At 49.8% G+C, this 25,459-nt stretch carries 23 protein-coding genes; 11 read left to right on the forward strand and 12 right to left on the reverse strand.

Going from position 1 to position 25,459, the window contains the following annotated elements; translation table 11 throughout:
• Positions 1-12: 12 nt before the first annotated feature.
• Entirely contained in the window at positions 13-690 is a 678-nt protein-coding gene (locus C8E01_RS15820) for a porin family protein (protein ID WP_116544433.1), read from the forward strand.
• A gap of 72 nt (positions 691-762) precedes the next feature.
• On the opposite strand, the gene C8E01_RS15825 is transcribed toward C8E01_RS15820, so the two are convergent.
• The 3 genes from C8E01_RS15825 to C8E01_RS15835 all read right to left on the reverse strand — a co-directional run bounded on the left by C8E01_RS15825 (position 763) and on the right by C8E01_RS15835 (position 3,817).
• Positions 763-2,370 (reverse strand): Rne/Rng family ribonuclease, encoded by a 1,608-nt coding sequence (locus C8E01_RS15825; RefSeq protein WP_116544434.1) that lies wholly within the window; start codon positions 2,368-2,370, stop codon positions 763-765.
• A 208-nt stretch (positions 2,371-2,578) separates the two neighbouring features.
• Positions 2,579-3,439 carry a tetratricopeptide repeat protein gene (locus tag C8E01_RS15830; protein WP_116544435.1) on the reverse strand — a complete coding sequence of 287 codons (861 nt, stop codon included), beginning with the start codon at positions 3,437-3,439 and terminating at the stop codon, positions 2,579-2,581.
• 72 nt (positions 3,440-3,511) lie between these two features.
• Positions 3,512-3,817 (reverse strand): HU family DNA-binding protein, encoded by a 306-nt coding sequence (locus C8E01_RS15835; protein ID WP_007655567.1) that lies wholly within the window; start codon positions 3,815-3,817, stop codon positions 3,512-3,514.
• Positions 3,818-4,171: 354 nt separating this feature from the next.
• Between C8E01_RS15835 and mutY the strand changes: the two genes are divergently transcribed.
• From mutY to gldD, 4 genes are all read left to right on the forward strand, one after another.
• On the forward strand, positions 4,172-5,263 hold the full coding sequence (gene mutY / locus C8E01_RS15840; RefSeq protein ID WP_116544436.1) for an A/G-specific adenine glycosylase: 1,092 nt from the start codon (positions 4,172-4,174) through the stop codon (positions 5,261-5,263).
• 110 nt (positions 5,264-5,373) lie between these two features.
• Positions 5,374-5,856, forward strand: coding sequence for a single-stranded DNA-binding protein (locus C8E01_RS15845; RefSeq protein ID WP_116544437.1), 483 nt, complete (start codon positions 5,374-5,376; stop codon positions 5,854-5,856).
• 143 nt (positions 5,857-5,999) lie between these two features.
• Positions 6,000-7,253: a gliding motility-associated protein GldE gene (gene gldE / locus C8E01_RS15850; protein ID WP_116544438.1), complete on the forward strand. Its 1,254-nt coding sequence runs from the start codon at positions 6,000-6,002 to the stop codon at positions 7,251-7,253.
• Positions 7,254-7,260: 7 nt separating this feature from the next.
• Positions 7,261-7,833, forward strand: a complete 573-nt coding sequence (gene gldD, locus C8E01_RS15855) for a gliding motility lipoprotein GldD (RefSeq protein ID WP_449421191.1) — start codon at positions 7,261-7,263, stop codon at positions 7,831-7,833.
• A 77-nt stretch (positions 7,834-7,910) separates the two neighbouring features.
• Here the strand turns inward: gldD and C8E01_RS15860 are convergent, their stop codons facing one another.
• Positions 7,911-8,234, reverse strand: coding sequence for a hypothetical protein (locus C8E01_RS15860; RefSeq protein ID WP_116544439.1), 324 nt, complete (start codon positions 8,232-8,234; stop codon positions 7,911-7,913).
• Between the two features lie 49 nt (positions 8,235-8,283).
• Positions 8,284-8,883, reverse strand: coding sequence for a hypothetical protein (locus C8E01_RS15865; protein ID WP_116544440.1), 600 nt, complete (start codon positions 8,881-8,883; stop codon positions 8,284-8,286).
• A gap of 171 nt (positions 8,884-9,054) precedes the next feature.
• Between C8E01_RS15865 and recG the strand changes: the two genes are divergently transcribed.
• Both recG and C8E01_RS15875 read left to right on the forward strand, forming a co-directional pair.
• Positions 9,055-11,151 (forward strand): ATP-dependent DNA helicase RecG, encoded by a 2,097-nt coding sequence (gene recG / locus C8E01_RS15870; RefSeq protein ID WP_116544441.1) that lies wholly within the window; start codon positions 9,055-9,057, stop codon positions 11,149-11,151.
• Positions 11,152-11,387: 236 nt separating this feature from the next.
• Positions 11,388-12,848 carry a hypothetical protein gene (locus C8E01_RS15875; protein WP_133242781.1) on the forward strand — a complete coding sequence of 487 codons (1,461 nt, stop codon included), beginning with the start codon at positions 11,388-11,390 and terminating at the stop codon, positions 12,846-12,848.
• On the opposite strand, the gene C8E01_RS15880 is transcribed toward C8E01_RS15875, so the two are convergent.
• The 7 genes from C8E01_RS15880 to C8E01_RS15910 all read right to left on the reverse strand — a co-directional run bounded on the left by C8E01_RS15880 (position 12,849) and on the right by C8E01_RS15910 (position 21,870).
• The gene (locus C8E01_RS15880; RefSeq protein WP_116544443.1) at positions 12,849-13,580 is read right to left on the reverse strand and encodes a glycosyltransferase family 2 protein; all 732 of its coding nucleotides are present in this window, start codon (positions 13,578-13,580) and stop codon (positions 12,849-12,851) included. It abuts the gene before it with no gap.
• Positions 13,581-13,720: 140 nt separating this feature from the next.
• On the reverse strand, positions 13,721-15,517 hold the full coding sequence (locus C8E01_RS15885) for an acyl-CoA dehydrogenase family protein (protein ID WP_116544444.1): 1,797 nt from the start codon (positions 15,515-15,517) through the stop codon (positions 13,721-13,723).
• A gap of 38 nt (positions 15,518-15,555) precedes the next feature.
• The gene (locus tag C8E01_RS15890; RefSeq protein ID WP_116544445.1) at positions 15,556-16,734 is read right to left on the reverse strand and encodes an acetyl-CoA C-acyltransferase; all 1,179 of its coding nucleotides are present in this window, start codon (positions 16,732-16,734) and stop codon (positions 15,556-15,558) included.
• A 51-nt stretch (positions 16,735-16,785) separates the two neighbouring features.
• On the reverse strand, positions 16,786-16,920 hold the full coding sequence (locus C8E01_RS15895; protein ID WP_116544446.1) for a GIY-YIG nuclease family protein: 135 nt from the start codon (positions 16,918-16,920) through the stop codon (positions 16,786-16,788).
• Between the two features lie 98 nt (positions 16,921-17,018).
• Positions 17,019-19,421, reverse strand: a complete 2,403-nt coding sequence (locus tag C8E01_RS15900; RefSeq protein WP_116544447.1) for a 3-hydroxyacyl-CoA dehydrogenase/enoyl-CoA hydratase family protein — start codon at positions 19,419-19,421, stop codon at positions 17,019-17,021.
• 26 nt (positions 19,422-19,447) lie between these two features.
• A complete protein-coding gene (locus C8E01_RS15905) occupies positions 19,448-19,882 on the reverse strand; it encodes a MarR family winged helix-turn-helix transcriptional regulator (protein ID WP_116544448.1) in 435 nt (144 codons plus the stop codon).
• 230 nt (positions 19,883-20,112) lie between these two features.
• Complete coding sequence (locus C8E01_RS15910; protein WP_116544449.1) at positions 20,113-21,870, reverse strand: AMP-dependent synthetase/ligase; 1,758 nt, start codon at positions 21,868-21,870, stop codon at positions 20,113-20,115.
• 242 nt (positions 21,871-22,112) lie between these two features.
• On the opposite strand from C8E01_RS15910, the gene C8E01_RS15915 reads away from it, so the two are divergent.
• The 4 genes from C8E01_RS15915 (at position 22,113) to murQ (ending at position 25,415) form a co-directional block, all read left to right on the forward strand.
• Positions 22,113-23,264 carry a formimidoylglutamase gene (locus C8E01_RS15915; protein ID WP_116544450.1) on the forward strand — a complete coding sequence of 384 codons (1,152 nt, stop codon included), beginning with the start codon at positions 22,113-22,115 and terminating at the stop codon, positions 23,262-23,264.
• Positions 23,265-23,371: 107 nt separating this feature from the next.
• On the forward strand, positions 23,372-23,629 hold the full coding sequence (locus tag C8E01_RS15920; protein ID WP_116544451.1) for a cytochrome b5 domain-containing protein: 258 nt from the start codon (positions 23,372-23,374) through the stop codon (positions 23,627-23,629).
• 60 nt (positions 23,630-23,689) lie between these two features.
• Positions 23,690-24,550 (forward strand): hypothetical protein, encoded by an 861-nt coding sequence (locus tag C8E01_RS15925; RefSeq protein ID WP_116544452.1) that lies wholly within the window; start codon positions 23,690-23,692, stop codon positions 24,548-24,550.
• Positions 24,551-24,596: 46 nt separating this feature from the next.
• Entirely contained in the window at positions 24,597-25,415 is an 819-nt protein-coding gene (gene murQ, locus C8E01_RS15930) for an N-acetylmuramic acid 6-phosphate etherase (protein WP_116544453.1), read from the forward strand.
• The last annotated feature ends 44 nt before the right edge of the window (positions 25,416-25,459 follow it).

Consider the following 25,459-nt stretch of genomic DNA (forward strand, 5'->3'; position numbering starts at 1 on the left):
CGACAAATTAATATGCAATTCAAAAAACTAGCATTCCTGCTGCTCTTTTTGGGCTTTACTTCTACTGCCATGGCCCAAATGGAAATCGGCATTCAGTTTTCTCCTACTATTTCAGGTAACCGCTTCATAGCTGAGGATCGGCACAATTTTGAGCAGTCTAACAGCGCTCTGCGCTTAGGTGTAGGCGTGGTAGGTGACTATTTCTTTTCTAACAACTACGCGTTTAGCTCAGGGCTGATGTACCGCAGCAAAGGTTCCAAGATTAGCTATACCTATATGGTTGAAAGTGGAGATGGAGTAGTAACACCTGCTAAAGAAACTGATGAATTAACTGTTCAGTATCTTGAAATACCGCTCACGCTCAAGCTTTTCACGAACGAAGTAGCTCCAGACATAGTGTTATACTTTCAGGTAGGCGGTGCACTTGGCACCAAAGTTTCCGGACAGGTAGATCAGAAAAAAGTGATCAATGGTGAAAAGACGGCCAAACGTTTTAATGTATTTGAGACTAGTGCCGTACTAGGCACCGGTGCAGAAATGCAACTTGGCCAAAGCACAAAACTGTTCGGAGGCATTACTTACCTGCGTGGATTGAGCAATATCGACAATTATTACAAAAAGCAGTTGAATGACAAGAATCTAGCCATCAAGAACAACGGCGTGTCTATTGATGTGGGCATTAAGTTCTAAGGCACAGCTGCTACGCTGGCCTTTAAATCAAAAAAGCCGCTCTGAATGTACAGAGCGGCTTTTTTGTTGCCTTTAGATCTGATTAAAATTTTCTTGTTCCTGCACCCCGTTCACCTCCGTCAGGGCGGTGCGCAGCTCTATTTCTTCGCCTTTATCATCCATCACCTTAAAGTCAGTAATGCCTAGCGAAGTGTCTTTTACAAATTTCACCCACTTAAAGTAGTGGAAGAACCATTTCATCTGCTTTGAGATCACCCCTGATGTATAATAAGAATACAGAAAGGGGTGTACGTACAATGTCAGACTCTTATGGTTGTGTCGCGTGAGCAGGTCGTCTACCGCTACGTCTATTTCATCAGTAATCAGAATGCTGGCAGTTATCTTACCGGTGCCGTTGCATGTGGGGCATACCTCGCCGGTCACAATATTCTGCTCTGGCCTTACACGCTGACGCGTGATCTGCATCAGGCCGAACTTCGAGATAGGCAGAACTGTCGACTTGGAGCGGTCCCGCTTCAGTTCCTCTTTAACTACCTCGTATACTTTCTGGCGGTTTTCCGGCGACTTCATATCGATGAAGTCAATTACAATGATACCACCTATATCCCGGAGTCGCAGCTGACGGGCCACTTCTTTGGCAGCCATCATATTCACGTTCAGCGCGGTAGCCTCCTGATCGGTTTCGGTATTAGATTTGTTCCCACTGTTTACATCGACTACGTGCAGGGCCTCGGTGTGTTCTATCACCAGGTATCCGCCGCCTGGTATAGTCACTGTTTTACCGAAAGCAGCCTTTAGTTGCCGCTCAATGTTAAAGTGTTCGAAGGTTTTTGTCTTACCGGTATAGTGCTTCAGAATTTTTACTTTGTCTGGCGCAATGCTACCGATGTATGCTTTGATCTCGTCATAGAGTGACTCGTCGTCCACTACTATGTTGTCAAAGCTCTCGTTCATTAAGTCTCTCAGTATGGACGAAGAACGTCCCAATTCCCCGATGATCTTGTCATTGGGTTTGGCTATCTTCAGCGATTTAAAGCCTTCTTCCCAGCTTTCCACCATGTTGCGCAGGTCTCTGTCGAGTTCTGCCACTTCACGGCCTTCTGCCACTGTCCGGATAATCACACCAAAGTTCTCAGGCTTGATCGACGTGATCAGGCGTTTGAGCCGCGTGCGTTCTTCTTTGCTAACGATCTTTTTGGATACGCTTACCGTGTTGGAAAACGGCACGAGCACCAGGTAACGACCGGCGAGCGAAAGCTCGCAAGAAAGACGCGGTCCTTTGGTGGAAATCGGCTCTTTGACAATCTGCACCAAGAGTTGCTGCCCCTTTTTGAGAACATCAGCGATCTTGCCAAGCTTGTCAATTTCTGGCTCGAATTTAGTCTGGTTAAGCTTTGCAGAAGCGTTCTTCTGTGTCTGTGCCGCTTTCACATACTTGTTCAGCGTTTTGACATTGGCTCCCAGGTCATGGTAATGCAGAAATGCATCCTTGTGGTAGCCAATGTCAATAAAAGCGGCGTTTAGGCCTGGCATTACCTTTTTTACAGTTCCCAGAAAGATGTCGCCTACAATGTAGTTGGTGTCTTTCTTCTCGTGGTGAAACTCTACAAGTCTCTTGTCCTGTAATAGGGCGATGCGCTCTCCATCCTGAGTAGAATTGATTATAAGCTCGTTACTCAATTTCTCTCAAAGATTAGTTGGATGTATAGACCAAAGCCCACAATTGCAGAAGCAATGTGGGCCTCAATAAACGCAGAAGAAATTACTTCTTCTTATGTCTGTTTTTTCTTAGACGCTTCTTTCTCTTGTGAGTAGCAATCTTATGTCTTTTTCTTTTCTTTCCGCAAGGCATAGTCTTGAAATTTTTATTAAATGATTATTTCTTTTATTACATTTTAGCCAGGTACTCGTCAACAGAGGCTGTCAGGGCAGGGTCGCTGCTCATCGTCTTCACTTTGTTGAAAGTCCTGATCGCTTCTTCTTTCTTGCCGGTCTCAGCCAGTGATACTGCCAGGTAGAAGGTACCTTCTACGTGCTCCGGGTTCACTGCTACTAGCTCCTCAAAACGCTCCGCGGCTTTGTCCCACTGCCCTGACTGAACTGACAGGATGCCCAGGTTGAACAGCGCCTTCTGGTTTTTCGGATCTGTTGAAATTACTTCTCGCAGCAGCGTTATACCCTGCATGGGGTTGTCGCTGGCGATGTAAGTCATGGCTACGTTTGTTTTAGCATCCATGTCCGAAGGATTATTCTTCAGCACCTGCTCGTACATTTTACGGGCCTTGCCGCCCATTTCGCTGGCGCGCTGCTGTGTTGCCGCGTAAGTAAAGGCCTCGAAGTACTGGTCGCCTGCTTTACGGTAGGTCTTTTCACCCGGACGGGCTTCGGCGGCCAACTCGTAATAGTAACCGGCACTGTCAAACTTACTTGCTGAGGCATAGGCGGCTGCCAATTCATTGGCCAACAGACCACGTGTTTTGGTATCAGATGCTTTGTTGTAGCGTGCTCGCACGGTGGCAAGCTCCATCATTTGCTCGGGCGTAGCCATTGTGTGTACCCCATCTGCCGCAGCGGATGGAGCAGCACCATGGTCATGGCCATCGTCTTCAGAATGGCCTTCGGGCAGTGCAGTGGTTGTTTCGGCAGCTACTGTGCTATCATCCTTTGTTACAACCACCTTAGGCAGAAAAAACATTGCCGCTGCCAATGCGATAGCCGCAACCAGTATCAGTATTTGAGCGCGTGACATGAGTTTCTGTTTATTTAAGTGACTGTGTTTTAAATGATAAACTTTTAAGCAACCGGCAAATATACGAAAGAATTAAGAATGAGCCAGTTCTTTGATCTTTTTGCTGTTCTTAATCTTAGCAATGAAGGTCTTCGATGGCTTGAAGCTTGGAATAAAGTGCTCATCAATAATGATGGAAGTGTTCTTCGAAATGTTACGAGCCACTTTCTTAGCGCGCTTCTTGTTTACAAAGCTTCCAAAACCTCTCACGTAGATGTTGTTGCCGTCAGCCATTGAGTCTTTCACCACTTTGAAAAACGCCTCGATGGTAGATTGCACATCAGCCTTATCAATCCCTGTTTTATCAGCAATTTCTGATATTACTTCTGCTTTAGTCACTTTCTTAGATTTTTATAAATTAGAAATAAGTTAACTTTCTATTTTTCAGGAGGAACCACAGCGCTGTCGTTCTCCATTTTTCGGGGCACAAAGGTATACCTACTTTTCGACAAGTAAAAGCTTTAGCATTAAATTATTACAGATTGTGCCCTGCCTAAACCTGTCGGGCTCAGCCCCTCTTCGCCGGACACGCTGCTACAATACCCGTGCCAGCTTGTCAACACCCTAACGCGGCCTATGTGCTTATATTTTAGGCACATACCATTATCTTACAAATTCACCTCAACTCCTTTCCAGAACAAAGCTTTATCTTTGTCTGTTTCCATTCCCTACATCAATTGCCTTAAATCAGCTATGGAAAATAAGCCCAGCCCTTTGTTTGCCCAGATAATTATTGAGTGGTACCAGCGCCACAAAAGGGCCCTGCCCTGGCGTGACACCACCGATCCATACCTGATCTGGCTTTCCGAAGTGATTCTGCAACAGACGCGTGTGGCCCAGGGATTGCCCTATTTTCAGCGCTTTGCCGAAACCTATCCTACCGTGCAGCACCTGGCTACCGCCCCTCAGGACGAGGTGCTGCGCCTTTGGCAGGGGCTCGGCTACTACTCCAGGGCCCGCAACATGCATCACACAGCCCAGCAGATCGTGCAGGAGTACGGCGGAGAGTTCCCTGATAGGTATGAGGAGCTGCTGAAACTACGCGGAGTGGGCTGCTATACGGCGGCGGCCATTGCCTCTTTCGCTTTCCGGGAAAAGGTAGCCGTGCTGGATGGGAATGTGTTTCGGGTACTGGCCCGGGTATTCGGTCTGTCAGATGACATTGCCGCTCCAGCCTCGCGCAAGGTGTTTCAGCAACTGGCCAACGAGCTTATACCTGCCGACGCGCCAGACATATTCAACCAGGCCATTATGGAGTTTGGCGCCATACAATGCACCCCTGTGATGCCCGACTGCCTTTTTTGCCCGCTCCAACAGTCCTGCTTTGCCTTCATGCACGGTATGGTGCAGGAGTTGCCGGTAAAATCGAAGGCAAAAGCAGCTCGGCCGCGCTTCTTCCACTACATCGTATTTGTGCACGAGGGGGAGTATTACATGCGCAAGCGTCTGGGTGGTGATATATGGGAAGGGCTGTACGACTTCTACCTGCACGAGAGCGACTCTAAGGTGCTCGACACTGTCACGCTATTGAAAGAACTGAATGGCGCAGGTATACCTGTGCGTGAAACGCATCTCCTGCCACCCCGCAAAGAGTATAAGCATGTGCTTAGCCATCAGAAAATTACAGCCCGTTTCTATCTGATTCAGCTTGATTTTCGTTTAAAAGAGGAAGTTTTGCAGGAGGCACGACTGGCACCCTATTCATCTGAAAAAATAGAAGCATTACCCAAGCCAATTCTTATCGACAGCTATTTGAAAGATGAGAAGATTTTACTAAATTTATAAACTGAAACTTTTCTGTTTGCAAATGCATTCTAGAGGTTCAGTAGCCATAATTGCCTCCGGCTAGGTTGTCGGAGTAGCCCAAATCAATTTAATATTAAACAAAAAAAGACATGGCAAGTGTAAACAAAGTCATCCTTATCGGAAATCTTGGTAAGGACCCGGAAGTTCGCCACCTCGAAGGCGGCGTAGCTGTAGCACGTTTCCCGATCGCTACTTCCGAATCATTCAAAGACAAAAACGGCGAAAAGCAGGAACGCACCGAGTGGCACAACATCGTGCTGTGGCGTGGTCTGGCTGAAGTAGCCGAAAAGTACCTGCGCAAAGGGCAGTCAGTCTTCATTGAAGGCAAGATCCGCACCAACAGCTACCAGGACAAAGAAGGCGTGCAGCGCTATAGCACCGAGATCGTAGCCGACAACATGACGATGCTGAGCGCGCGTGAAGGCGGCAATGGTGGCTCAGGTAGCTTCCAGGGCGGTGCCTCTTCGCAGTCCGCGGGGCAATCATCATCAGGTCAGGGCACTTCTGCCGCATCAGGCAAAGGCAATGCATCTGCCTTCCAGAACGACGAGCCAGACGACCTGCCGTTCTAACCCATGTTTAACCTAACTATCTGATTTTGGACAGTTTAGATTCCGGAGACCCCCTAAGTTATAGCTTACTGCAACTTTTACAAAGCGCAACGGCTTTACTTAAAATTGAATATATCGCAGCCATTTCGGCCTGCTTTATCTTATTGCTGCTCTCTGCCCTCACTTCGGGGGCGGAGGCAGCTTTTTTCTCTCTCACTCCCCAGGAGATCGAGAAAGCCAGAACGAGCAAATACAAAAAGCTCCAGCTGGTGCATCACCTGCTTCAGTCCCCACGCCAGCTATTGGCCTCACTTCTGATCATCAACAACGCGATCAATGTCAGCATCATTACGCTTTGCGCTTATATTGCGTGGCAGGTAACCGGTACTGCATCCTTAACAGCCTCTACGCTACTCATAAGCGTACTGGTAGTTACTTTCCTGATCGTGTTTTTTGGCGAGGTGCTGCCCAAGGTATATGCTCGCAAGCACGGACCCGCCATTGCACAGCGCATGGCCCCTATGCTTTCCGGTTTAGCTCCTGTACTGAAGCCACTAGCGTGGATGCTAACCGGCATCAGCTCCTATATTGACAAGCGCTACCGTGTCCGTTCTTACAGTCAAACGCTGGAGGAACTGCACAACAGCCTGGATGTAGCCATGTCCAATGAAGAAACCTCACCAGAAGAGCGTAAGATATTGCGGGGTATCGTGAACTTCGGTTCGATTACGGTCAAGCAGATCATGCGCCCGCGTATGGATATCGTGGCATTTCCGCAGAGCGCCACACTGCCGGAACTTCTCCCGCAGATCATCCAATGGGGCTATTCGCGGGTGCCGGTTTATACCGAAAACACCGACAGCATCGACGGTATTCTGTATGTAAAGGACCTGTTGCCGCACCTGGATAAAGGAGCTGACTTTAAATGGCAGAATCTGATCAGAGCGCCCTTTTTTGTGCCAGAGACCAAACACATCTCTAACCTGCTGCAGGACTTCCGGGAGAAGCACGTGCACATGGCCATTGTGGTGAACGAGTATGGCACGACGGTTGGCCTGCTGACTATGGAGGATGTGATTGAAGAGATTGTAGGCGAGATCAACGATGAGTTTGACGACGAGGACGAGATCATTTACTCACAACTCGACGAAAATACCTTTATCTTTGACGGCAAAACATCACTGCACGACTTTTGCAAGATCACGGAAATTCCGTTTGATGCCTTTAACGAGGTAAAAAGCGAGCATGAAACAGTGGCTGGCCTGATGCTGGCTCTCTTTGGCCGCATTCCTTTCATGGGCGAGGAAGTGTCGTATGGGCGCTACTACTTTACGGTGGAGTCGGCGGACAATAAGCGTGTAAAACGAGTTAAGATTAATGTCGCAAGCAAAAAAGAGCACTATCATAAAGTCAGCTAAACTGCAAATGGCCCTGTGGGTAGGTATGGCCCTGGCCATTGCTAGCTGTAACGCCGAGTATACCCCTAAGCCAAAAGGATACAATCGCATCGATCTGCCAACCGTCGCCTACCAGCAACTGCAGGACGAGCACCCTTATACCTTTGAGTACTCGAAGCATGCCAAGATCCGCCCAGATTCTTCTATGATCGCTCAGCCGCACTGGATCAACATCATCTACCCAAGCCTGGGAGCCAACGTGCAGCTGACTTACAAGGCTATCAACAACGATCCGAAAATGTTGAACAACCTGATAGAGGATGCTCGCAAACTAACCGGCAAACACCAGATAAAGGCTTATTCGATTGAGGAAACAGAGGTTCGGACTCCACAGGGAGATATCGCTTCGGTATTTGAGCTGGAAGGTGAGATCCCAAGCCAGTTCCAGTTCTATGTGACGGATACGACCACGCATTTTTTCCGGGGAGCTCTCTACTTCAGAACCGCCACCCAAAACGACTCGCTGGCTCCTGTGATCGAGTATGTGAAAAAGGATATTGTGCACATGCTAAACACACTGGAGTTTAGGGATAAGAAGTAGGAATAAGATATTTTATTCCAATAAAATAAAAGGCCATTAAAGCGATCCATGCTTTTTTGGCCTTTTGTATTATTATGTTATGTATCAATACGAGTGAAACCATTTAACTTTTCCCATTCAAACCAATATTCAATGCTGTCTAACGGGTTTTCTAACATTAGTTTCTTAGGAAATGTAAAAGCTTTAAAATCGACAGTTTTATTCTTAATCAGCAATTCTTTGAAGTTAATAAAAGCAGAAAAACCAAAATCGCCCGGCCCAGGTAGAATAACACAAAACCTATGTTTAGCGAACTCTGTCTTAAGGTCAAAAACTACTAGTAGCGACCTTACTTCTTTCGGTTCATAAATGATATTTACGCCTAAGAAATCATCCGCTAGATGCCATTTTAAAACAGGCATTTCTGTTAAGATTTGTTCATCAGGTGAATCTATCTGTTTCCTAATCTTGTCAATTATTTGGGTTCAGATATTTAGTTGCTCCAAATAAAAATGAATAGCCCAAAGTACTGAAAGCAAGCAAATAGGCTATTCGAAGCAAAGCAACAGAAGGGTCTTTAGGCTTGACAAAGCTAAAACTAATTGAAAGCTCTTTTGGAGATTTTAATAAATCTATCACCCTCAACGCACCTTGATGCATTTCCTTTGGCCTAAAGTTGAGACTTAAATTTCTACCTCTTTTGATTTCGCCATTTATAGTAATCTTATCATCAAATTTATACCTTACGGGTATGCTGCCATTACCAGAATTAAAATCATGATGTAATAAATATGCTAATAGATTAGCATCAAGAGTATGTCCGGCTTGACTGTTAGATATTTTATTAGTCAAAGTAATTCCCCGACCGCCGAGAGATCTTGGAAGAACATGCTCAACTGTTAGCTGATCCGCATATTTTGAATCAAGGCCATCTTCAGTAAAAACTTTAAGTGATAATGGACAAATAAAAACACCTGAGTCTTCACTATTGCCACTTATCTCAAATTCTAACTTACTCCTTACTATTTTTAAGTTTCTGGCATAGCGGTTAAACATTTTAATCTTATCCATTCTGATTCTATCAATTGGTTAAGTTAATATATGAAATTATTCACCGTCGGTTAACTAATTAATTTATAACATCCCAATATCCTTCATTAACCCTGCCAGCACTTAAACCTGTCGGGGCTTTTGCTTATTTTTGTCAGGTATACCTTATTTACCTAACCTGAGCGTACACCCTTGAACAACTTCTTCCATACCAAGATCGAATTTCTGAAAGGCGTGGGGCCGCAGCGGGCCGAGCTGCTGCAGAAGGAGCTCAACATCTATACCTACGGTGATCTCATCCAACACTACCCCTTCCGGTACCTCGACCGAACCCAATTCTATAAGGTGGCCGAACTGGACGAGAGCATGCCTTATGTGCAGGTGCGTGGTCGCGTGCGGGGCAAGGAAGTGTTGGGAGAAGGCCGAAAGCAGCGCCTGGCCGCTACACTCGTGGACGAGGATGGCAGCGAAATGGAACTGGTCTGGTTCAAAGGGGTAAAATGGATGCAGAAGACACTGAAAAACCACACCGACTACATTGTGTTTGGCAAACCGACGCAGTTCAACGGCAAGTGGAGCATGGCGCATCCGGAGCTGGAGGAACTGGGTGAGGAGAAACAGACGGCCTCTTTTCTGCAACCCGTATACCACACCACTGAGAAGCTGAAAGCCTTCCGGGTCGAAAGCAAAGTGATTGCCCGCATGATGGAGCTGTTGCTGAAAGTAGCGGAACCAAACATACACGAAACGCTTTCGCCGGAACTGATTGACCACTACCGACTGATGAGCAAGCGGGATGCACTCATCAATATCCACTTTCCGCAGTCGGTTGAGAAATACAATGCCGCCAAGTTTCGACTGAAGTTCGAAGAGCTCTTTTACATACAGCTGCGTTTGCTGCGTCAGAAAACGGTTCGCCGTGCCGACCTGGCCGGACAGATATTCAGGCAAGTGCCGACCGTCACGGAGTTCTACAAAAATCACATGACCTTCGACCTGACCAATGCGCAGAAGCGGGTTATCAAGGAAATACACAAGGACCTGACGGCCGGCAAGCAAATGAACCGCCTGCTGCAGGGCGATGTAGGCTCGGGCAAGACCATTGTGGCCTTCATCACCATGCTGATTGCTGCCGACAACGGAGCACAGTCTGTGCTGATGGCGCCTACGGAGATTTTGGCTGACCAGCATTACACCGGTCTCAAAGCCTTTGCTGACCGGCTAGGTATAAACATTGGCAAACTCACCGGCTCCAGCAAGTCAAAAGACCGCAAAGTGCTGCACGAACAGCTGCGCTCCGGCGAAATGAAGATGATCGTGGGCACGCATGCGCTGCTGGAAGATGTGGTGCAATTCCAGAACCTGGGCCTTTGCATTGTGGACGAGCAGCACCGCTTCGGCGTAGAGCAGCGCTCCAGGCTGTGGCGCAAGAACCCGCGCATCATTCCGCATGTGCTCGTAATGACGGCCACCCCTATACCTCGTACCCTGGCCATGACGCTCTACGGTGACCTGGATGTGTCGGTGATCGACGAGATGCCGGCTGGCCGTAAAGAAATCGTAACCGTGCACCGCTTCGACTCTCACCGGCTGAAGGTGTTTCAGTTCGTGCGCGACCAGATCAAGTTGGGTCGTCAGGTATACATCGTGTACCCGCTCATCGAGGAGTCGGAAGGCATGGACTACAAGGACCTAATGGACGGCTACGAGAGCGTACGGAGGGCTTTCCCGGAGTACCAGGTGAGCATGGTGCACGGTAAACTGAAGGCACAGGATAAAGACTACGAGATGCAGCGCTTTGTCAAAAACGAGACGCAGATCATGGTGGCGACTACCGTAATTGAGGTGGGCGTGAACGTGCCCAATGCCTCCGTGATGATCATCGAGAGTGCGGAGCGCTTTGGTCTGTCGCAGTTGCACCAGCTGCGGGGCCGTGTAGGGCGCGGCGCGGAGCAGAGCTATTGCATCCTGATGACGGGGTATAAACTCAGCAAAGACAGCAAGACCCGACTGGAAACGATGGTACGCACCAACAACGGTTTCGAGATTGCCGACATCGACCTGAAGCTGCGCGGGCCTGGCGACCTGATGGGTACGCAGCAAAGCGGTGTGCTCGACCTGCTCATCGCCGACCTGGCCAAAGACGCGCCTATTCTGCAAGAGGCACGGGCGGCCGCGCAGCGCGTACTAAATGAGGATCCTCAACTGGAGCAGTCCCAGAACCAAAATATCATGCGGCATATCAAATCGCTGAGCGTAAATACAGTTAACTGGAGCCGTATCAGTTAAAATCTATCTCCAAATTGTGTTGAGAAGCCTTTGACAGGTATAGCGCAGGTATACAAAGTTGTCGGGATGGAATCAGAGAGAGAACTCCGGCACTGGTATAAGCTATACCTGCTTCTGACAATTTGCGTTAAAGGTTTTGTTTGCGCCAGTTCCACGAGAAACAATTTTATCCTATATTCGACTTGCCTATACCTGGCACAGAACATTTTACTCAGTAAAAATCTAAAAGCTATACCTTGAAAACACTTCGCTCTTTACCGCTTTTATTGTTTATAGCGCTTCTCTCCGCTGCAACAGCCGCCGCTCAGGGCAAGAAGGCCGCTATACCTTTCACCTATCTCCCTGACAATAACGAAGACCAGTACAACCAAAGCATCACTAGCAAAACGCTTCCGCTCGGGGCTGATGGCTTTGTGATCCTCAGCCGAAACAAACCGGGTGAGTATGCTATAGAGCGTTACAATGCCACCCTCAAGAATGCTTGGTCAACGGCTATACCGCTTGCCGCAGAAGAAACGCTGGAGGCCTTTGCCAGGAACGAGGAGGCAGCACTGGTGGTAACGCATCGCCTGAACGAGCAGGGAAATCAGGTACTTTATGCGCACCGGGTAGACCTGCGGAACGGTCAGAAAGACAAACCGGTCTTACTATTAGAAGCTCCTGCTGATGCCCGCAAAGCAGGTATAACTCTGTCGCCGGATGCCACCAAACTCCTGGCATACCGCTTCAATGTGACGGGCAACCAGGTAGTGCAAGGTATAAGCGGCAGCCTATATGACGGCAAAATTCAGAAACTAAAAGATACAAAATACAACTTGAGCGACCTTCGTGGCATTGTGTCTGCTGAGGTGATCGTAAACGATGCAGGCGATCAATTTATCAGCCTGATCTCAGAGAACATGGAGCGCCTGACTGTGCGTCAGTATACCCTCAAGTCACCGGATGCCAAGGGAATGTCGGTGCTGGTAGGCGGCATGTTCGATGGCAAAAAGGTCTACATCATGGACAGCAAGTACGCCCTGCAACCCAATGGCAACCTGTATGGCGTGGTGCTCACGGCCGACGAGAAAACAGGTGATTACTATAGTCTGAAAGCCGTGAAATTTGACTTTGAAAACGAAGACATGGTGTTTGCGGAGGAATTCAGGTTTACCCCCGAATACCTGGCCAGTGTGAACAAACTGGACAAAAGCGGTGGAGCAAAAGCCAATCGCTTGGAGGACATTTACCTTACTGACCTGATTCTGACGCCGGAAGAAAAGCTGATCGTGCTGGCCGAGAAAAAATACATGGAGGGCGGCGAGAACTCTCCTTACTATGCCAAAGAGATTCACCTCTTTGCTTACGATCAGTTTATGGGCACTGCCTGGAGCTCTGTGTTGATGAAGAGCCAGAAAGCACCGTCTGACGAGGCTTTTACAGGTATATCCTATCGTTATCACCTGAATGGCAACACGCTAAACCTGCTTACGCTGGAAGAGCTAGACGGTAAGTATGACCTATACCTGCGCCGCATCGACACCAATACGGGCAAAGCGGAAGCACCAACGGCAGCCCGTCTGAATGTGGCAAACGATAAGAACATCGCCTATGTAAAGGATTTCACGGCCTGGCTTTCAGAGCGAGATCTGGTAACGGTGGTGCGGCCATCCAAAAAAGCGAACAGCCTGCAGTTGCGCCGTTTGCAGATCAAGTAATTACGACATTCTTATACCTGACAAAAAGCGCGGCCACTCTTTAGTCGCGCTTTTTTGTTTTTTCAACTTTCGGGTAAAGGAGCTCAGCTGTACGAACATGTGCACAAGCCCCACATAGTCTACGATCTCGACATACATCTTAAACTCCCTTCTGGATCCCTCCAGCACGCCGAGCTTGTCTACTTTGTAGGTGTTCATGGCTGACCAGGGCATCCAGCGTACCCGTTTGCGCCGTTTGATCATATAGCGATTAATGGCTACTTCCAGCTGGTAACGGGCCACAGGCTGGGCCAGCACCTCTTCTAAATCGCTTCGCCGAAGGAGCCGCTCACCTGACAGCAGTATGTCGCTGCGGTACCAGCGCACAAACCAGGGCGACCTGATTCGCCGCAAGATCAGCATGTCAACTTTTGCGGTGTGCTGAAAAGCATGAATGGCTTTTTCAAGTTCGGCGCCGTTCAACTCCTGCAGGTCGGCGTCCATTAGCAGCACCAACTCGTGCTCCACAAACTGCAGACCATACTGTATGGCAGCGGCCTTCCCCCGGTTTTGGCTAAGGCGAATGACCTGTACAGTGGGCCACTGCCGGCTTACCATGGTTGCCGTGTTGTCAGATGATCCGTCATCCACACAGATTACCTGCTGTATACCTTCAATCTTGGTCACAACATCCAATACAGTCGCAATACGGTCCCGTTCGTTATAGCATGGAATCAGACATGTTACTCCCATTCCTCTATGTTTAATTATACTTTGGTATTTGGGTATATTTACGCATGTTTATTCATTAAGTCACTCCATGGTAACCCAATTAAACAAAAAGGCTACCCCCTTCGGAGGTAGCCTTTCCAAAACTATAGATTTGTCAGAATCTAGTACACGAATTCGTTTGCCTCGATCATAGCGGCTGCTATGCGGCGGCGTGCCTCTTTGGTGTTGTAGAGGTCTTTCTTAGTAAAGCGTTTCAGGCCCATGAACAACAGGCGCTGCTCATCACCCTCTACCATCGAAGCAATGGCGTCCTTACCGGACAGGAAGGCAGTGTCCACAGCATCGTTCACAGTTACACGCACGATGTCGATCTGATTGGCCACAGCCTCTTCGCCTTTCATACCTACCAGTTTCTCCACACGCAATAGTGTTGATTCCGCCACATAGGTTTTAATCGCCATATCAGCGATGTTCATCAGAATTTCCTGCTCTTTAGCCAGGGAGTTCATGTATTTCTGCACGGCTGTACCGGCTACCATCAAAATTGCTTTCTTCAGGTTGCGGATCGCTTTGTGCTCGGCAGCAAACAAGCCTTCTTCTTCAGCACCGAAATCAGGTATAGCCATCAGTTCGTTTTGCACATTCTGGGCAGGGCCCATCAAGTCAAGCTCGCCGTTCATGGCTTTCTTGAGGATCATGTCCACAGTAAGCATGCGGTTGATCTCGTTGGTGCCCTCGAAGATGCGGTTGATGCGGGAGTCGCGGTAAGCACGGTCCATTGGGTAATCAGCCGAGAAGCCGTAACCGCCATAGATCTGCACACCTTCGTCTACCACGTAGTCGAGCACTTCAGAGCCTTCCACTTTCAGGATGGCACACTCCACGGCAAACTCGCGGGCGGCACCCAGCATGGCTTCATTCTCGCCTTTGCCTTCTGCCAATAACTCCTGCTCTTTGCGGAAGATGTCCATACCGCAACGGTAGAGCGCTGACTCCACTGCATAGATGCGAATGGCCTGCTCTGCCAGTTTATAGCGGATAGCACCGAACTTAGAGATAGGCAGCTTGAACTGTTGGCGCTCATTCGCATACTTCACTGAGAGGTCTGCTACTTTCTTAGCGGCACCCAAGGTAGCGGCGCAAAGCTTGATACGACCGATGTTGAGGATGTTAAACGCGATGAGGTGGCCTTTGCCAATGTCGCCCAGCACGTTTTCTTTCGGCACTTCGCAGTCAGACAGGAACACCTGACGGGTAGATGAACCCTTGATACCCATCTTGTGCTCCTCGTTGCCAAGGCTCAGGCCCGGGTAACCTTTCTCCACGATAAAGCCCGTGAACTTGTCGCCATCCACCTGCGCGAACACAATGAACACATCAGCAAAACCGGCGTTCGTGATCCACATTTTCTGGCCGTTCAGGATATAATGCGTACCCGCTTCGTTCAGCACCGCTTTTGTTTTAGCAGCCAATGCATCAGAACCAGAGCCCGGCTCGGTGAGGCAGTAAGCTGCCGCCCATTCGCCAGAAGTCAGTTTAGGCAGGTACTTCTCTTTCTGCCCGTCTGTACCGAAGTACAGAATTGGCAGCATGCCGATGCCTGTGTGCGCCGCAAAAGCTACCGGGAAAGAATGACCGCCACCCACTGACTCCGTTACCAGCAGTGAGGTGTTGAAGTCCATGTTGAGGCCACCGTATTGCTCCGGCATTGATACCGCGAACAAACCAAGTTCACCGGCCTTTTTCATCAGCCCTTCCATCAGTCCCTCCTCGTGGTTGTCGAGGCGCTCGAGGAGTGGGGTTACTTCTTCGCGCACAAAGTCCAGACAGGTCTGCGCCATCATGCGCTGCTCTTCGCTAAACTCGGCAGGTATAAATACGTCCTGCGGATCCGTTTCTTTGATCAGGAATTCACCACCGCGAACAGTGGCCTTATTTTTATCTGTTACATTTTCCATGGCAGAATTATGATTAGTGTTTTTAGGTACAGTTTTTTTTACTTCAATAATTCGAATACACCCGCTACGCCTTGACCACCGCCAACGCAGGCCGTCACAATGCCGTGCTTGCCACCTGTGCGACGCAGATCGCTGAAGAGCTGCACGCTTAGCTTGGCGCCCGAGCAACCCAGTGGGTGACCTAGGGCAATGGCACCGCCGTTGATGTTCAGTTTAGCCGGGTCGAACTCGAGGTGACGCATCACGGCGATGGACTGGGCAGCAAAGGCCTCGTTCATCTCGATCAGATCGATGTCGTTGAGGGTCATGCCCGCCTGCTTTAAAGCTTTAGGAACAGCTGCAATCGGACCCATACCCATGATGCGCGGATCCACACCGCCTGTACCATAGCTAATTAACCTGGCAATTGGCTCGAGGTTTAGCTCCTTCACCATGCGCTCGCTCATCACAATCACAAAGGCGGCCCCGTCAGAGGTCTGCGACGAGTTACCGGCCGTTACAGAACCACCTGCAGCGAACACCGGCTTCAGACGCGCCAAAGCCTCCATAGAGGTATCAGCACGCGGCCCCTCATCGGTATCCACCACGTAAGAGCGGGTCTTCTTTTTGCCGTTCTCGTCCACGTAAGTTTCCTCTATGGTAATCGGCACGATCTGGTCTTTGAAGTAACCGTTTTTGATGGCGTTGATCGCCTTTTGGTGTGAGTTAAATGCAAACTCGTCCTGATCTTCACGTGAAACCTTGTAGTCGGCGGCCACTGCCTCGGCTGTGAGGCCCATGCTCAAATACCAGTCGGGGTTGTTTTTCGAGATGTTGTAGTTCGGCACGGTCTTCCAACCGGCCGTCGGCACCATCGACATGGATTCGGTACCACCTGCAATAATGCAGTCAGCCATACCTGCTGCGATGCGGTTGCTGGCAATGGCAATGGTTTCCACACCCGAGCCGCAGTAGCGGTTCACGGTCATACCCGACACTGACATGGGCAGGGCTAGTAAAGACACCATACGACCAATTTGCAGGCCTTGCTCGGCTTCCGGCACGGCGTTACCCACAATCAGGTCGTCTACGCGCTCCGGGTCAAGGGCAGGTACGGATGCCAAAAGATGTTTGATGACGTCAGCGGCCAGGTCATCGGGTCTGGTGAACCGGAAACCACCGCGCCCGGCTTTGCCTACTGCGCTACGAAATCCGGCTACGATATATGCGTTGTTCATTTTGATGCTCTTTATAGTTTATACTATCAGCTATGTTTCATTTTTAATTTGTCATCCTGTAAGGATCTTGGTTGCTAGTGTTTGAAGCTGCTCAAGCCGATACGTCAAGTCATTTGTCATCCCCACATAAAAAACTGTTTTGTTTGAATTAGTAGTGATGTAGATAAGGTAGTTGTGACTTTTCATAGCTAAGGCTTAACCTCCCGGGGGTAGGGGCCCTCTATAGCAACCAAGTTTCTTTCAGAATGACAAAGAACAAACAGCGAATGCTGTATTAAACCACACTAATTTCTCAGCGGCTTGCCTGTGGTCAGGATGCTCTGGATGCGCTCAAGTGTTTTGCGCTCGCCTGTCAGTGACAGGAACGCCTCACGCTCCAGGTCCAGCAGGTACTGCTCACTCACCTCGGTTGGGGCCGACAAATCGCCGCCGCACATTACGTATGCCAGCTTGTGCGATATCTTCTGGTCGTGCTCTGAGATGTAGCGTCCGCTTACCATGGCGTTGGCTCCTGTCAGGAACATACCCAACGCGCCTTTGCCCTGCACCTTGATGTTGGTCTTTTTGGCTGGTTGCGTATACCCTGCCTCGGCCAGACGAATCGCCTGCGCTTTCGCATCGGCAATCTGGCGGTTAATGTTCAGGGTAATGGCATCGCCCTGGCGCATAAAGCCCAGATCAAAGGCTTCCTTCGCTGAAGTAGACACCTTGGCCATACCGATGTTCAGGTAGATGTTCTTGAGCGTATTGTACTCGATGTCGCCTTCCTCGTACATCTCGGCTGCGCGGAGCGTCATTTCTTTGGTACCGCCACCGCCAGGTATAAGCCCCACGCCAAACTCTACCAGACCCATATAGGTCTCGGCAGCAGCCTGCACGTGGTCGCAGTGCAGGTTCAGCTCGCAGCCACCGCCCAGTGTCAGACCGTGCGGAGCGCCCACCACAGGTATAGCCGAGTAGCGCATGCGCATCATGGTGTCCTGGAATTGCTTTATCATGAAGTTGATTTCGTCATACTCCTGCTCCAGGGCATACATATAGATCAAGCCTACGTTGGCACCAGCTGAGAAATTAGCTGCCTGGCTTCCTACCACCATGCCTCTGAACTCTTTCTCAGCGATCTCAATGCCTTTGTTCAGGCCCTGCACTACATCGCCACCTATGGTATTCATCTTGGTATGAAACTCCACGTTCAGGATGCCGTCACCGAGGTCGATCAAGGTAGCTCCGGTATTTTTCCACACCACTTTGTTGCTGCGCAGGTTATCGAGAATGATGAAATTCTCGACGCCAGGTATAGCCTTGTATTCTTTGCTGTTGATGTCGTAGTAGCGGCGATTGCCATTCTCCACGATGTAAAAAGATTCTTTGCCACTCTCCAGCATTTCCTCTACCCAAGCGGCAGGCTGATAACCGGCTTCGGTCATGCGCTGCACGGCTTCACGGGCACCGATCACGTCCCAGTACTCGAATGGACCAAGTTCCCAGCCGAAGCCGGCACGCATGGCATCGTCGATACGGTATAGTTCGTCGGAGATTTCAGGAATGCGGTTGCTCACATACTGGAACAGTCCGTAAAGCGACTCGTTGAAGAATTGAGCGGCCTTGTCGTTTTGCTTGGAGAAGGTCTTCACACGCTTCTTCAGGTCTTCGATCGGCTTGAGCACTTCGAGGCTCTGGAACTTCGGCCGTTGCTTCGGGCCGTACTCCAGCGTGCTCAGGTCGAGTGTCAGGATCTCGGTTTTGCCTTTGGCGTCTTTGGTCTTTTTGTAGAAACCCTGACCGGTCTTGTCACCCAGCCATTTGTTCTCCACCATTTTCTGCAGGTAGCCCGGCAGCTTGAACAGCTCACGCGATTCGTCCTTCTCACCGGTCTGGTACAAGCCGTTGGCTACATTTGCCAGTGTATCCAGTCCCACCACATCCAGTGTGCGGAAAGTGGCTGACTTCGGACGACCGATGATCGGGCCGGAGATGCGATCCACTTCGTCTACGTTCAGGCCGAGCTTGTTCATTACCTGCAGGCCTTGCATGATGGCGTAGATGCCTACCCGGTTTGCAATGAAGGCCGGTGTGTCTTTGGCCAGTACCGTAGTCTTGCCAAGGTAGAGGTCGCCGTAATGCATCAGGAAGTCCACAACATCCTGATCCGTCTCGGGGGTAGGAATAATCTCTAATAGTTTAAGGTAGCGCGGCGGATTGAAGAAGTGCGTGCCGCAGAAGTGCTTTTTAAAATCGTCAGAGCGACCGTCCAACATCATGTGGATCGGTATACCTGAGGTGTTGGAGGTGATCAGCGTGCCCGATTTGCGGTGCTGCTCCACCTGATCGAACACCGTCTTTTTGATCTTCAGGTTTTCCACCACCACTTCAATGGTCCAGTCGGCGGTATCGATTTCCTTCATGTTGTCTTCGAAGTTGCCGGTTTGGATCAGGCGGGCGTCGGACTTGCGGTAGAGCGGTGAGGGGTTGGAGTTGATGGCGGCCTGCAGCGCACTGTTCACAATGCGGTTCCGGACATGCTTATTCTCCAGCGTTAGTCCTTTTTTCTCTTCGTCAGGGGTAAGTTCGCGCGGCACGATGTCGAGCAACAGCACCTGCACGCCGATGTTGGCAAAGTGGCAGGCAATGCGGGAGCCCATTACACCGGAACCCAGCACGGCTACTTTCTTAATAATTCTTTTCATAGAAAAAGCTTGATGGTCTACTATGGTTAGAAAATCTCTTTGTTTTCGATCATGTTGATGATGCGTTCCGATACCCGGAAAAAGGTATTCAGTTCCTCTTGTGGTATAGTCTCCTGTACCTTGCGGTTAAAGTGGAGCACCGTCTGTCGTGACACTTCTTTTTTCTCCAATCCCTTCTCGGTCAGGAAAATCCGCACCAACCGTTTGTCCTTGTCGTCGGACACCTTGTAGATAAGGCCTTTCTCCTCCATGCTTTTCAGGATGCGGGTCAGGCTGCGTGCCTCCAGCCCAAGCAAGGGGGCGATTTTGGTCGCGGGGGTGCCTGCCTCCTGATTGATGTTGAGAAGAACAAATCCTATGGAAGTGGTAATGTCGTTTTTGGCCGCCTCTGTATTATACATACGCGAGATAGCGTGCCAACATACCTTTACATTATAATCTACGGTCTCTTCAGGCTTCATGCATTGTATTGTTTATACCAAATATAAAGAAAAATGTTATGCAAGCATACTATTTTTCGAAAAAATTATTTCCCCTATCCTTCTTCCTAATGGGAAAGGATTACAGCTATAGTATCTTTTTATATAGTTTATGTATAATCCGAAGAATAGTTACAAACAAAAAACCCTTTCCGGCAGGGAAAGGGTTTTTTGGCATCTGAAAGGTTTGTTAGCCTTTAAATCATGCTGTATTAGAACATACTGTCGATCTCTTTCTGATAGTTGGTCGAGATGTTTTTTCGCTTCACCTTTAGGGTCGGCGTCAGTTCGCCGCTTTCCACGGTCCACATATTCGGAACGAGCGTAAACTTCTTGATGGTCTCGAATTGCGCCAAACCTTCATTTGTCTTGTCGATCTCACGCTTGTACTTGTCGAGAATTTCCGGCTTGGTGATCATTTCGGCATCAGAGGTATACGGAATGCCTTTGTGTGCGCACCAGTCCTGCAGACCCAGGAACGAAGGCACGATCAGGGCAGCAGCGTACTTCTGCCCGGCTCCAACCACCATGGCCTGCTCGATTACCACCGACTCCTTCAACTTGTTCTCAATCGGCTGTGGCGCCACATACTTACCGCCCGACGTTTTGAACATCTCTTTCTTGCGGTCCGTGATCTTCACGTACTTGCCATCAACCAACTCCCCGATGTCGCCGGTATGGAACCAGCCTTCGGCGTCGATCACCTCAGCCGTCAGGTCAGGCTTCTTATAATAGCCCTTCATCACGTGCGGTCCGCGGGTGAGAATCTCGCCGTCTTCGGCAATTTTCACTTCCACGCCATCAATTGGCAAACCAACCGTACCGATCGCGTTGTTCTCCGGCTCAAAACGGTTCACAGTAATTACCGGCGAAGTCTCTGTCAGGCCATAACCTTCCATCACGCGAATGTTAGCCGACCAGAACACACGGGCTAGACGAGGCTGCAAAGCCGCGCCACCGGATACGATGGCTATTACGTTGCCGCCCAGCGCCTCGCGCCACTTACTAAAGATAATTTTGTTAGCCAGTTCGAGTTGTTTATTGTACCACCAGCCTTTGTCTTCGCGGGTATCGTACTCCAGTCCGAGCTCCAGCGCCCAGAAGAAAAGCTTACGTTTCACGCCGGTCAGCTCCATACCCTTGGCCACGATCTTGTCATATACCTTCTCGAGCAGGCGCGGCACCGTGGTGAACACATGCGGCTGCACCTCTTTCAGGTTATCGGCCACTTTCTCGATACTCTCGGCATAGTAGATCGACACACCAATGCGCATGTACAGGTATAACAGCATGCGCTCAAAAATATGGCAGAGCGGCAGGAAGCTTAGTGCGCGGTGGTGCTGGTTGACCGGCACATAAGGCAGCGTGCCCGTTACGTTGCTGATGATGTTGTTATTCGTTAGCATTACCCCTTTTGGGTTGCCGGTGGTACCAGAGGTATAAATAATGGTCAGGATATCGTCAGGAGAAACACCGGCCTTCAATGGTTCGAGTTTCGCCACATCTTCCCCTTCGGCCATCTTCACCACTTCTTTCCAATGCTTGGCGCCTTTTATTTCATCGAAGGTATAGATCTCTTTGATGCTCTCCATTCCTTCGGTGGCGGCCACTACTTTATTATAGAGTTCTGCGTCAGACACAAACACAGCCTTCACCTCCGCATCGTTGAAAATGTAGCGGTAATCCTCCACAGTAATGGTCGGGTACATCGGCACACTGATAGCGCCTATCTGCTGGATACCGAAGTCAGCAAACACCCACTCCGGACGGTTCAGGGAAATGATGGCTACTTTATCGCCCTTTCCTATACCCAGTTTCAGTAGACCAAGGCTCACCTGGTTGGCCATGTCCTGCACGTCCTGCGTGCTGTATTTTACCCACTGTCCGTTTATTTTAGTGGCCAGACAGTCTGGCTGAGGCGAGTTTTGCAGCTGAAAAGGCAGCAAATCAAGAGTACGGGTTACGTTCATGGTGATTGCTTAGGTTAGTGTCAGACTTTTATAAGGCAGTGTGTTTAATGGCGCAACTTTGGCCGTGCCTACGTTCTTTAGTGCATTTTAATTATTTTTTTCTGAAATTTCTATACCTGCCTGCACAAATATTTGTCAATCCTTATATTGATAGCACTTTTCACACTAAAAAGTTATACTTAATTAAAAGCCGCTTACAAAAGCTGTATTTTTACTATATTTGACACTCCTGATACTGCTTTATGAACCTCTCTATATTCTTTGAGCCTCTGAATGAGGACATCTTCGCGCTGCTCGACAAGCCGCGTACGCTCGGTGCCTACATTGGCCGCTTTACAGGCAAATTCCCGGACTGGCGTTCTGCCGATATTGCCCTGATCGGCGTGAATGAAATCCGCGGACGAGGAGAGGAAACAGCATCGGAGATATTTCCGGCCCGCGCAGTACGCAAAAAACTCTACAGCCTGCACAAAGGGGCGGGCCGCTGCAACATCGTCGATCTGGGCAACCTACGCCCAGGTATAACACTTGACGACACTTACCTGCGCTTAAAGGAAATTGTGGAAATCCTCATCTCGCACAACACCATACCCGTGATCATAGGCGGTTCGCATGACCTGGAGTACGGCCAGTACATGGGGTACGAGCACCTGGAACGCGCCGTGAACATGGTAGCCGTGGACAGCAGCGTAGACATGAGCGAAGACAATGACGTGCCCGCCAACAAAAAGCAGCTGCGCCAGATTCTGATGCACGAGCCGAACTACCTCTTCAGTTTAGGGCAGATTGGCTACCAGTCGTACCTGGTTGATCCGGAAGTGATGGCTACCTTTGAGAAGCTGCACTTTGAAGCCTACCGTGTGGGCGAGGTGCACCGCAGCATACAGGAAATGGAGCCCGTGGTACGCCAGGCCGATTTGCTGACCTTTGATATCGCTGCTATCCGCCATCAGGATGCGCCTGGCTATACCCCTGCCAACCCGTTCGGACTCTCCGGTGAGGAGGCCTGCCAGCTTTGCTGGTATGCGGGCCTGAGCGACCAGATGACATCGCTCGGCATCTATGAATATGATCCGGAACAGGATGGGCAGGAGCTCACAGCCATGACGATCGCCACTATGATCTGGTACTTTATAGAAGGCTTCTACCACCGCAAACACGAAACAGAGTTCAGCTCCAGCAAGTTTACCAGGTATGCTGTGGCCTTTAATAATAACCCTGACCGCATGACTTTCTTTAAAAGCAAGGTAAGCGAAAAGTGGTGGATGGAGGTAGAGCCTCTTTCAGATGAGAAAAGCCCGCGCATCGTGCCCTGCAGCTACGAAGACTACCTGCAGGCCATTAAGGGCGAAGTACCCAATCGCTGGATACTCACGCAAGCCCGAATCGGCTAAACACTGGAAGCTTAGAAAGAAACAAACCTGATTCTGTTCCGTTTGCCCCAATCACTAGGGCAGTATTATTATATTTGCAACCCGGACTCTGTAGAGCCTGCAATTTAATGGAAGAAAATCTACCTGAGTATACCCTGCAACAACTCGCCCTGCGCAATGGCCAGGACCGTGACGATGTATGGGTTGCCTTCAAAGGGCTGATTTATGACGTAAAAAAATCAAGGCTGTGGCGGAGCGGCAACCATTACGAACACTGGGCCGGGCAAGATCTGACCGAGGAACTAAAGGATGCTCCGCACACTGAATATGTGTTTGACAAATTTGAGGTGATCGGACTTGTTAAAAACTCAGTATACCGAAAATAAAGCACAGGGAGTATTTGCCATAGCAGGCAGGCTCCTGATCAACTATAAATTACCAATACTATGATTCTGATAGCTGACAGCGGCTCTACAAAAACAGACTGGCGCATAATTGACGCCGACAACGAGTATGAACAGGTAACCACCACTGGCATTAACCCCCAATACCTGGATACGGACAAGATCTATAGCATTTTTGAGACCGAGCTGCTGCCTCAGCTGAAAGAGAAAAACATCAGCGCCATTTACTACTATGGCGCCGGTTGCAGCTCCCCGGAACGTAACAGACTTGTGGAAGACGCCCTGAGCCGTGCCTTTCCAGGTATACCCAACCATGTGGACCACGATCTGCTAGCTGCGGCACGTGCCCTGTGTGGCCACAAACCGGGCATCGCCTGCATTTTGGGCACAGGCTCTAATTCTTGCCTTTACGACGGTCAGAACATCATCGACAATGTGACTTCGCTGGGTTTCCTGATGGGGGACGAAGGAAGCGGCGCTTACCTGGGCAAACTCCTGATCAAAGCCTATATGTACCGCGAGCTGCCAGAAGAGTTGGCAACCTCGCTCAAAAACAGGTACAACCTGACCAAAGATGGCGTGCTGGATGCGGTGTACGGCTCTGACATTCCGAGTCAGTACCTGGCAACCTTTGCCAAGTTTATGCACGAGAAGCGCAAGAATCCGGTGATCAAGGAAATGATTTACGAAAACTTTGAGGAGTTCTTTGAGCGCCACGTAAGTAAATATGAGGGCTTTGGTGAGCTCCCGGTAAACTTTGTAGGGTCTATCGCGTTTCATTTCTCGGACACCCTTAAGCTGGTGGCAAAGAAATACGGCTGCCACATTGGGGTTATCATTTCCAGCCCGAGCGAAGGCTTGATTAAGTACCACCAGGAGCTGCTCAACATGCAGAGTGCCTAAGGGCACGTACACTTATTTTAGAATTCAATTTTGACCGACCAATACAGTGTCTACTACCGAATCCGACTCTCTTTACGATAAATTAGAGCAAATGCCCGTGCATGAGCTGCTTACCTGCATCAACCAGGAAGACAAAAGCGTGCCAGTAGCCGTTGAGCGGGTAATCCCGCAAATAGAAACCCTGGTGAATGCCACTGTGGAGCGTCTCCGCGCAGGTGGCCGACTCTTTTATATTGGAGCAGGCACCAGCGGACGGCTCGGCATACTGGATGCATCGGAGTGTCCTCCTACTTATGGTGTGCCACATGGCATGGTAATCGGCATCATAGCGGGTGGTGATGGCGCCATCCGGAAAGCAGTGGAGTTTGCAGAAGATGATACTAAGCAGGCCTGGAAGGACTTGCAGGAGCATAACATTACGGACAAGGACATGGTGGTAGGTATAGCTGCATCCGGCACGACTCCCTATGTGGTAGGAGGCCTTGAAACCTGTCAGCGTCAAGGTATAGCCACTGGTTGCATCGTGTGCAATGCCAACAGCGCCGTAGCCGCCGTAGCTGACTTTCCGGTGGAGGTAATTACCGGGCCGGAGTTTGTGACTGGCAGCACGCGCATGAAGGCCGGCACAGCCCAGAAGCTGGTACTCAACATGCTTACCACAACCACCATGATACAGCTTGGCCACGTAAGGGGCAACAAGATGGTGGACATGCAACTCTCCAACACGAAGCTGGTAGAGCGCGGCACGCGCATGCTGATGGAAGAGCTGCAGTTGGCAAAACCCGAGGCTGCTGCGCTGCTTAAGAAGTACGGCAGTGTACGCGCTGCCATCGAGGCCTACCGTAATGGCAGTGGTCTTCTTTAAGTAAGCCTATACCTGAACAAAGCAAAGTGGCCTGCCAGCATAAG

This window comes from Pontibacter virosus (assembly GCF_003096355.1).
In the GTDB taxonomy this organism is placed as follows: domain Bacteria; phylum Bacteroidota; class Bacteroidia; order Cytophagales; family Hymenobacteraceae; genus Pontibacter; species Pontibacter virosus.

Excerpts from the sequence above, each read along its gene's own strand:
- C8E01_RS15900 (WP_116544447.1), bottom strand. The coding sequence starts at position 19,421 with ATGAAAAGAATTATTAAGAAAGTAGCCGTGCTGGGTTCCGGTGTAATG.
- C8E01_RS15845 (WP_116544437.1), top strand. The coding sequence starts at position 5,374 with ATGGCAAGTGTAAACAAAGTCATCCTTATCGGAAATCTTGGTAAGGAC.
- gldD (WP_449421191.1), top strand. The coding sequence starts at position 7,261 with ATGGCCCTGTGGGTAGGTATGGCCCTGGCCATTGCTAGCTGTAACGCC.
- C8E01_RS15865 (WP_116544440.1), bottom strand. The coding sequence starts at position 8,883 with ATGGATAAGATTAAAATGTTTAACCGCTATGCCAGAAACTTAAAAATA.
- C8E01_RS15860 (WP_116544439.1), bottom strand. The coding sequence starts at position 8,234 with ATGCCTGTTTTAAAATGGCATCTAGCGGATGATTTCTTAGGCGTAAAT.
- C8E01_RS15925 (WP_116544452.1), top strand. The coding sequence starts at position 23,690 with ATGATTCTGATAGCTGACAGCGGCTCTACAAAAACAGACTGGCGCATA.
- C8E01_RS15920 (WP_116544451.1), top strand. The coding sequence starts at position 23,372 with ATGGAAGAAAATCTACCTGAGTATACCCTGCAACAACTCGCCCTGCGC.
- C8E01_RS15820 (WP_116544433.1), top strand. The coding sequence starts at position 13 with ATGCAATTCAAAAAACTAGCATTCCTGCTGCTCTTTTTGGGCTTTACT.
- C8E01_RS15885 (WP_116544444.1), bottom strand. The coding sequence starts at position 15,517 with ATGGAAAATGTAACAGATAAAAATAAGGCCACTGTTCGCGGTGGTGAA.
- C8E01_RS15915 (WP_116544450.1), top strand. The coding sequence starts at position 22,113 with ATGAACCTCTCTATATTCTTTGAGCCTCTGAATGAGGACATCTTCGCG.
- C8E01_RS15905 (WP_116544448.1), bottom strand. The coding sequence starts at position 19,882 with ATGAAGCCTGAAGAGACCGTAGATTATAATGTAAAGGTATGTTGGCAC.
- C8E01_RS15830 (WP_116544435.1), bottom strand. The coding sequence starts at position 3,439 with ATGTCACGCGCTCAAATACTGATACTGGTTGCGGCTATCGCATTGGCA.
- C8E01_RS15910 (WP_116544449.1), bottom strand. The coding sequence starts at position 21,870 with ATGAACGTAACCCGTACTCTTGATTTGCTGCCTTTTCAGCTGCAAAAC.
- C8E01_RS15895 (WP_116544446.1), bottom strand. The coding sequence starts at position 16,920 with ATGAAAAGTCACAACTACCTTATCTACATCACTACTAATTCAAACAAA.
- C8E01_RS15890 (WP_116544445.1), bottom strand. The coding sequence starts at position 16,734 with ATGAACAACGCATATATCGTAGCCGGATTTCGTAGCGCAGTAGGCAAA.
- mutY (WP_116544436.1), top strand. The coding sequence starts at position 4,172 with ATGGAAAATAAGCCCAGCCCTTTGTTTGCCCAGATAATTATTGAGTGG.
- C8E01_RS15880 (WP_116544443.1), bottom strand. The coding sequence starts at position 13,580 with ATGGGAGTAACATGTCTGATTCCATGCTATAACGAACGGGACCGTATT.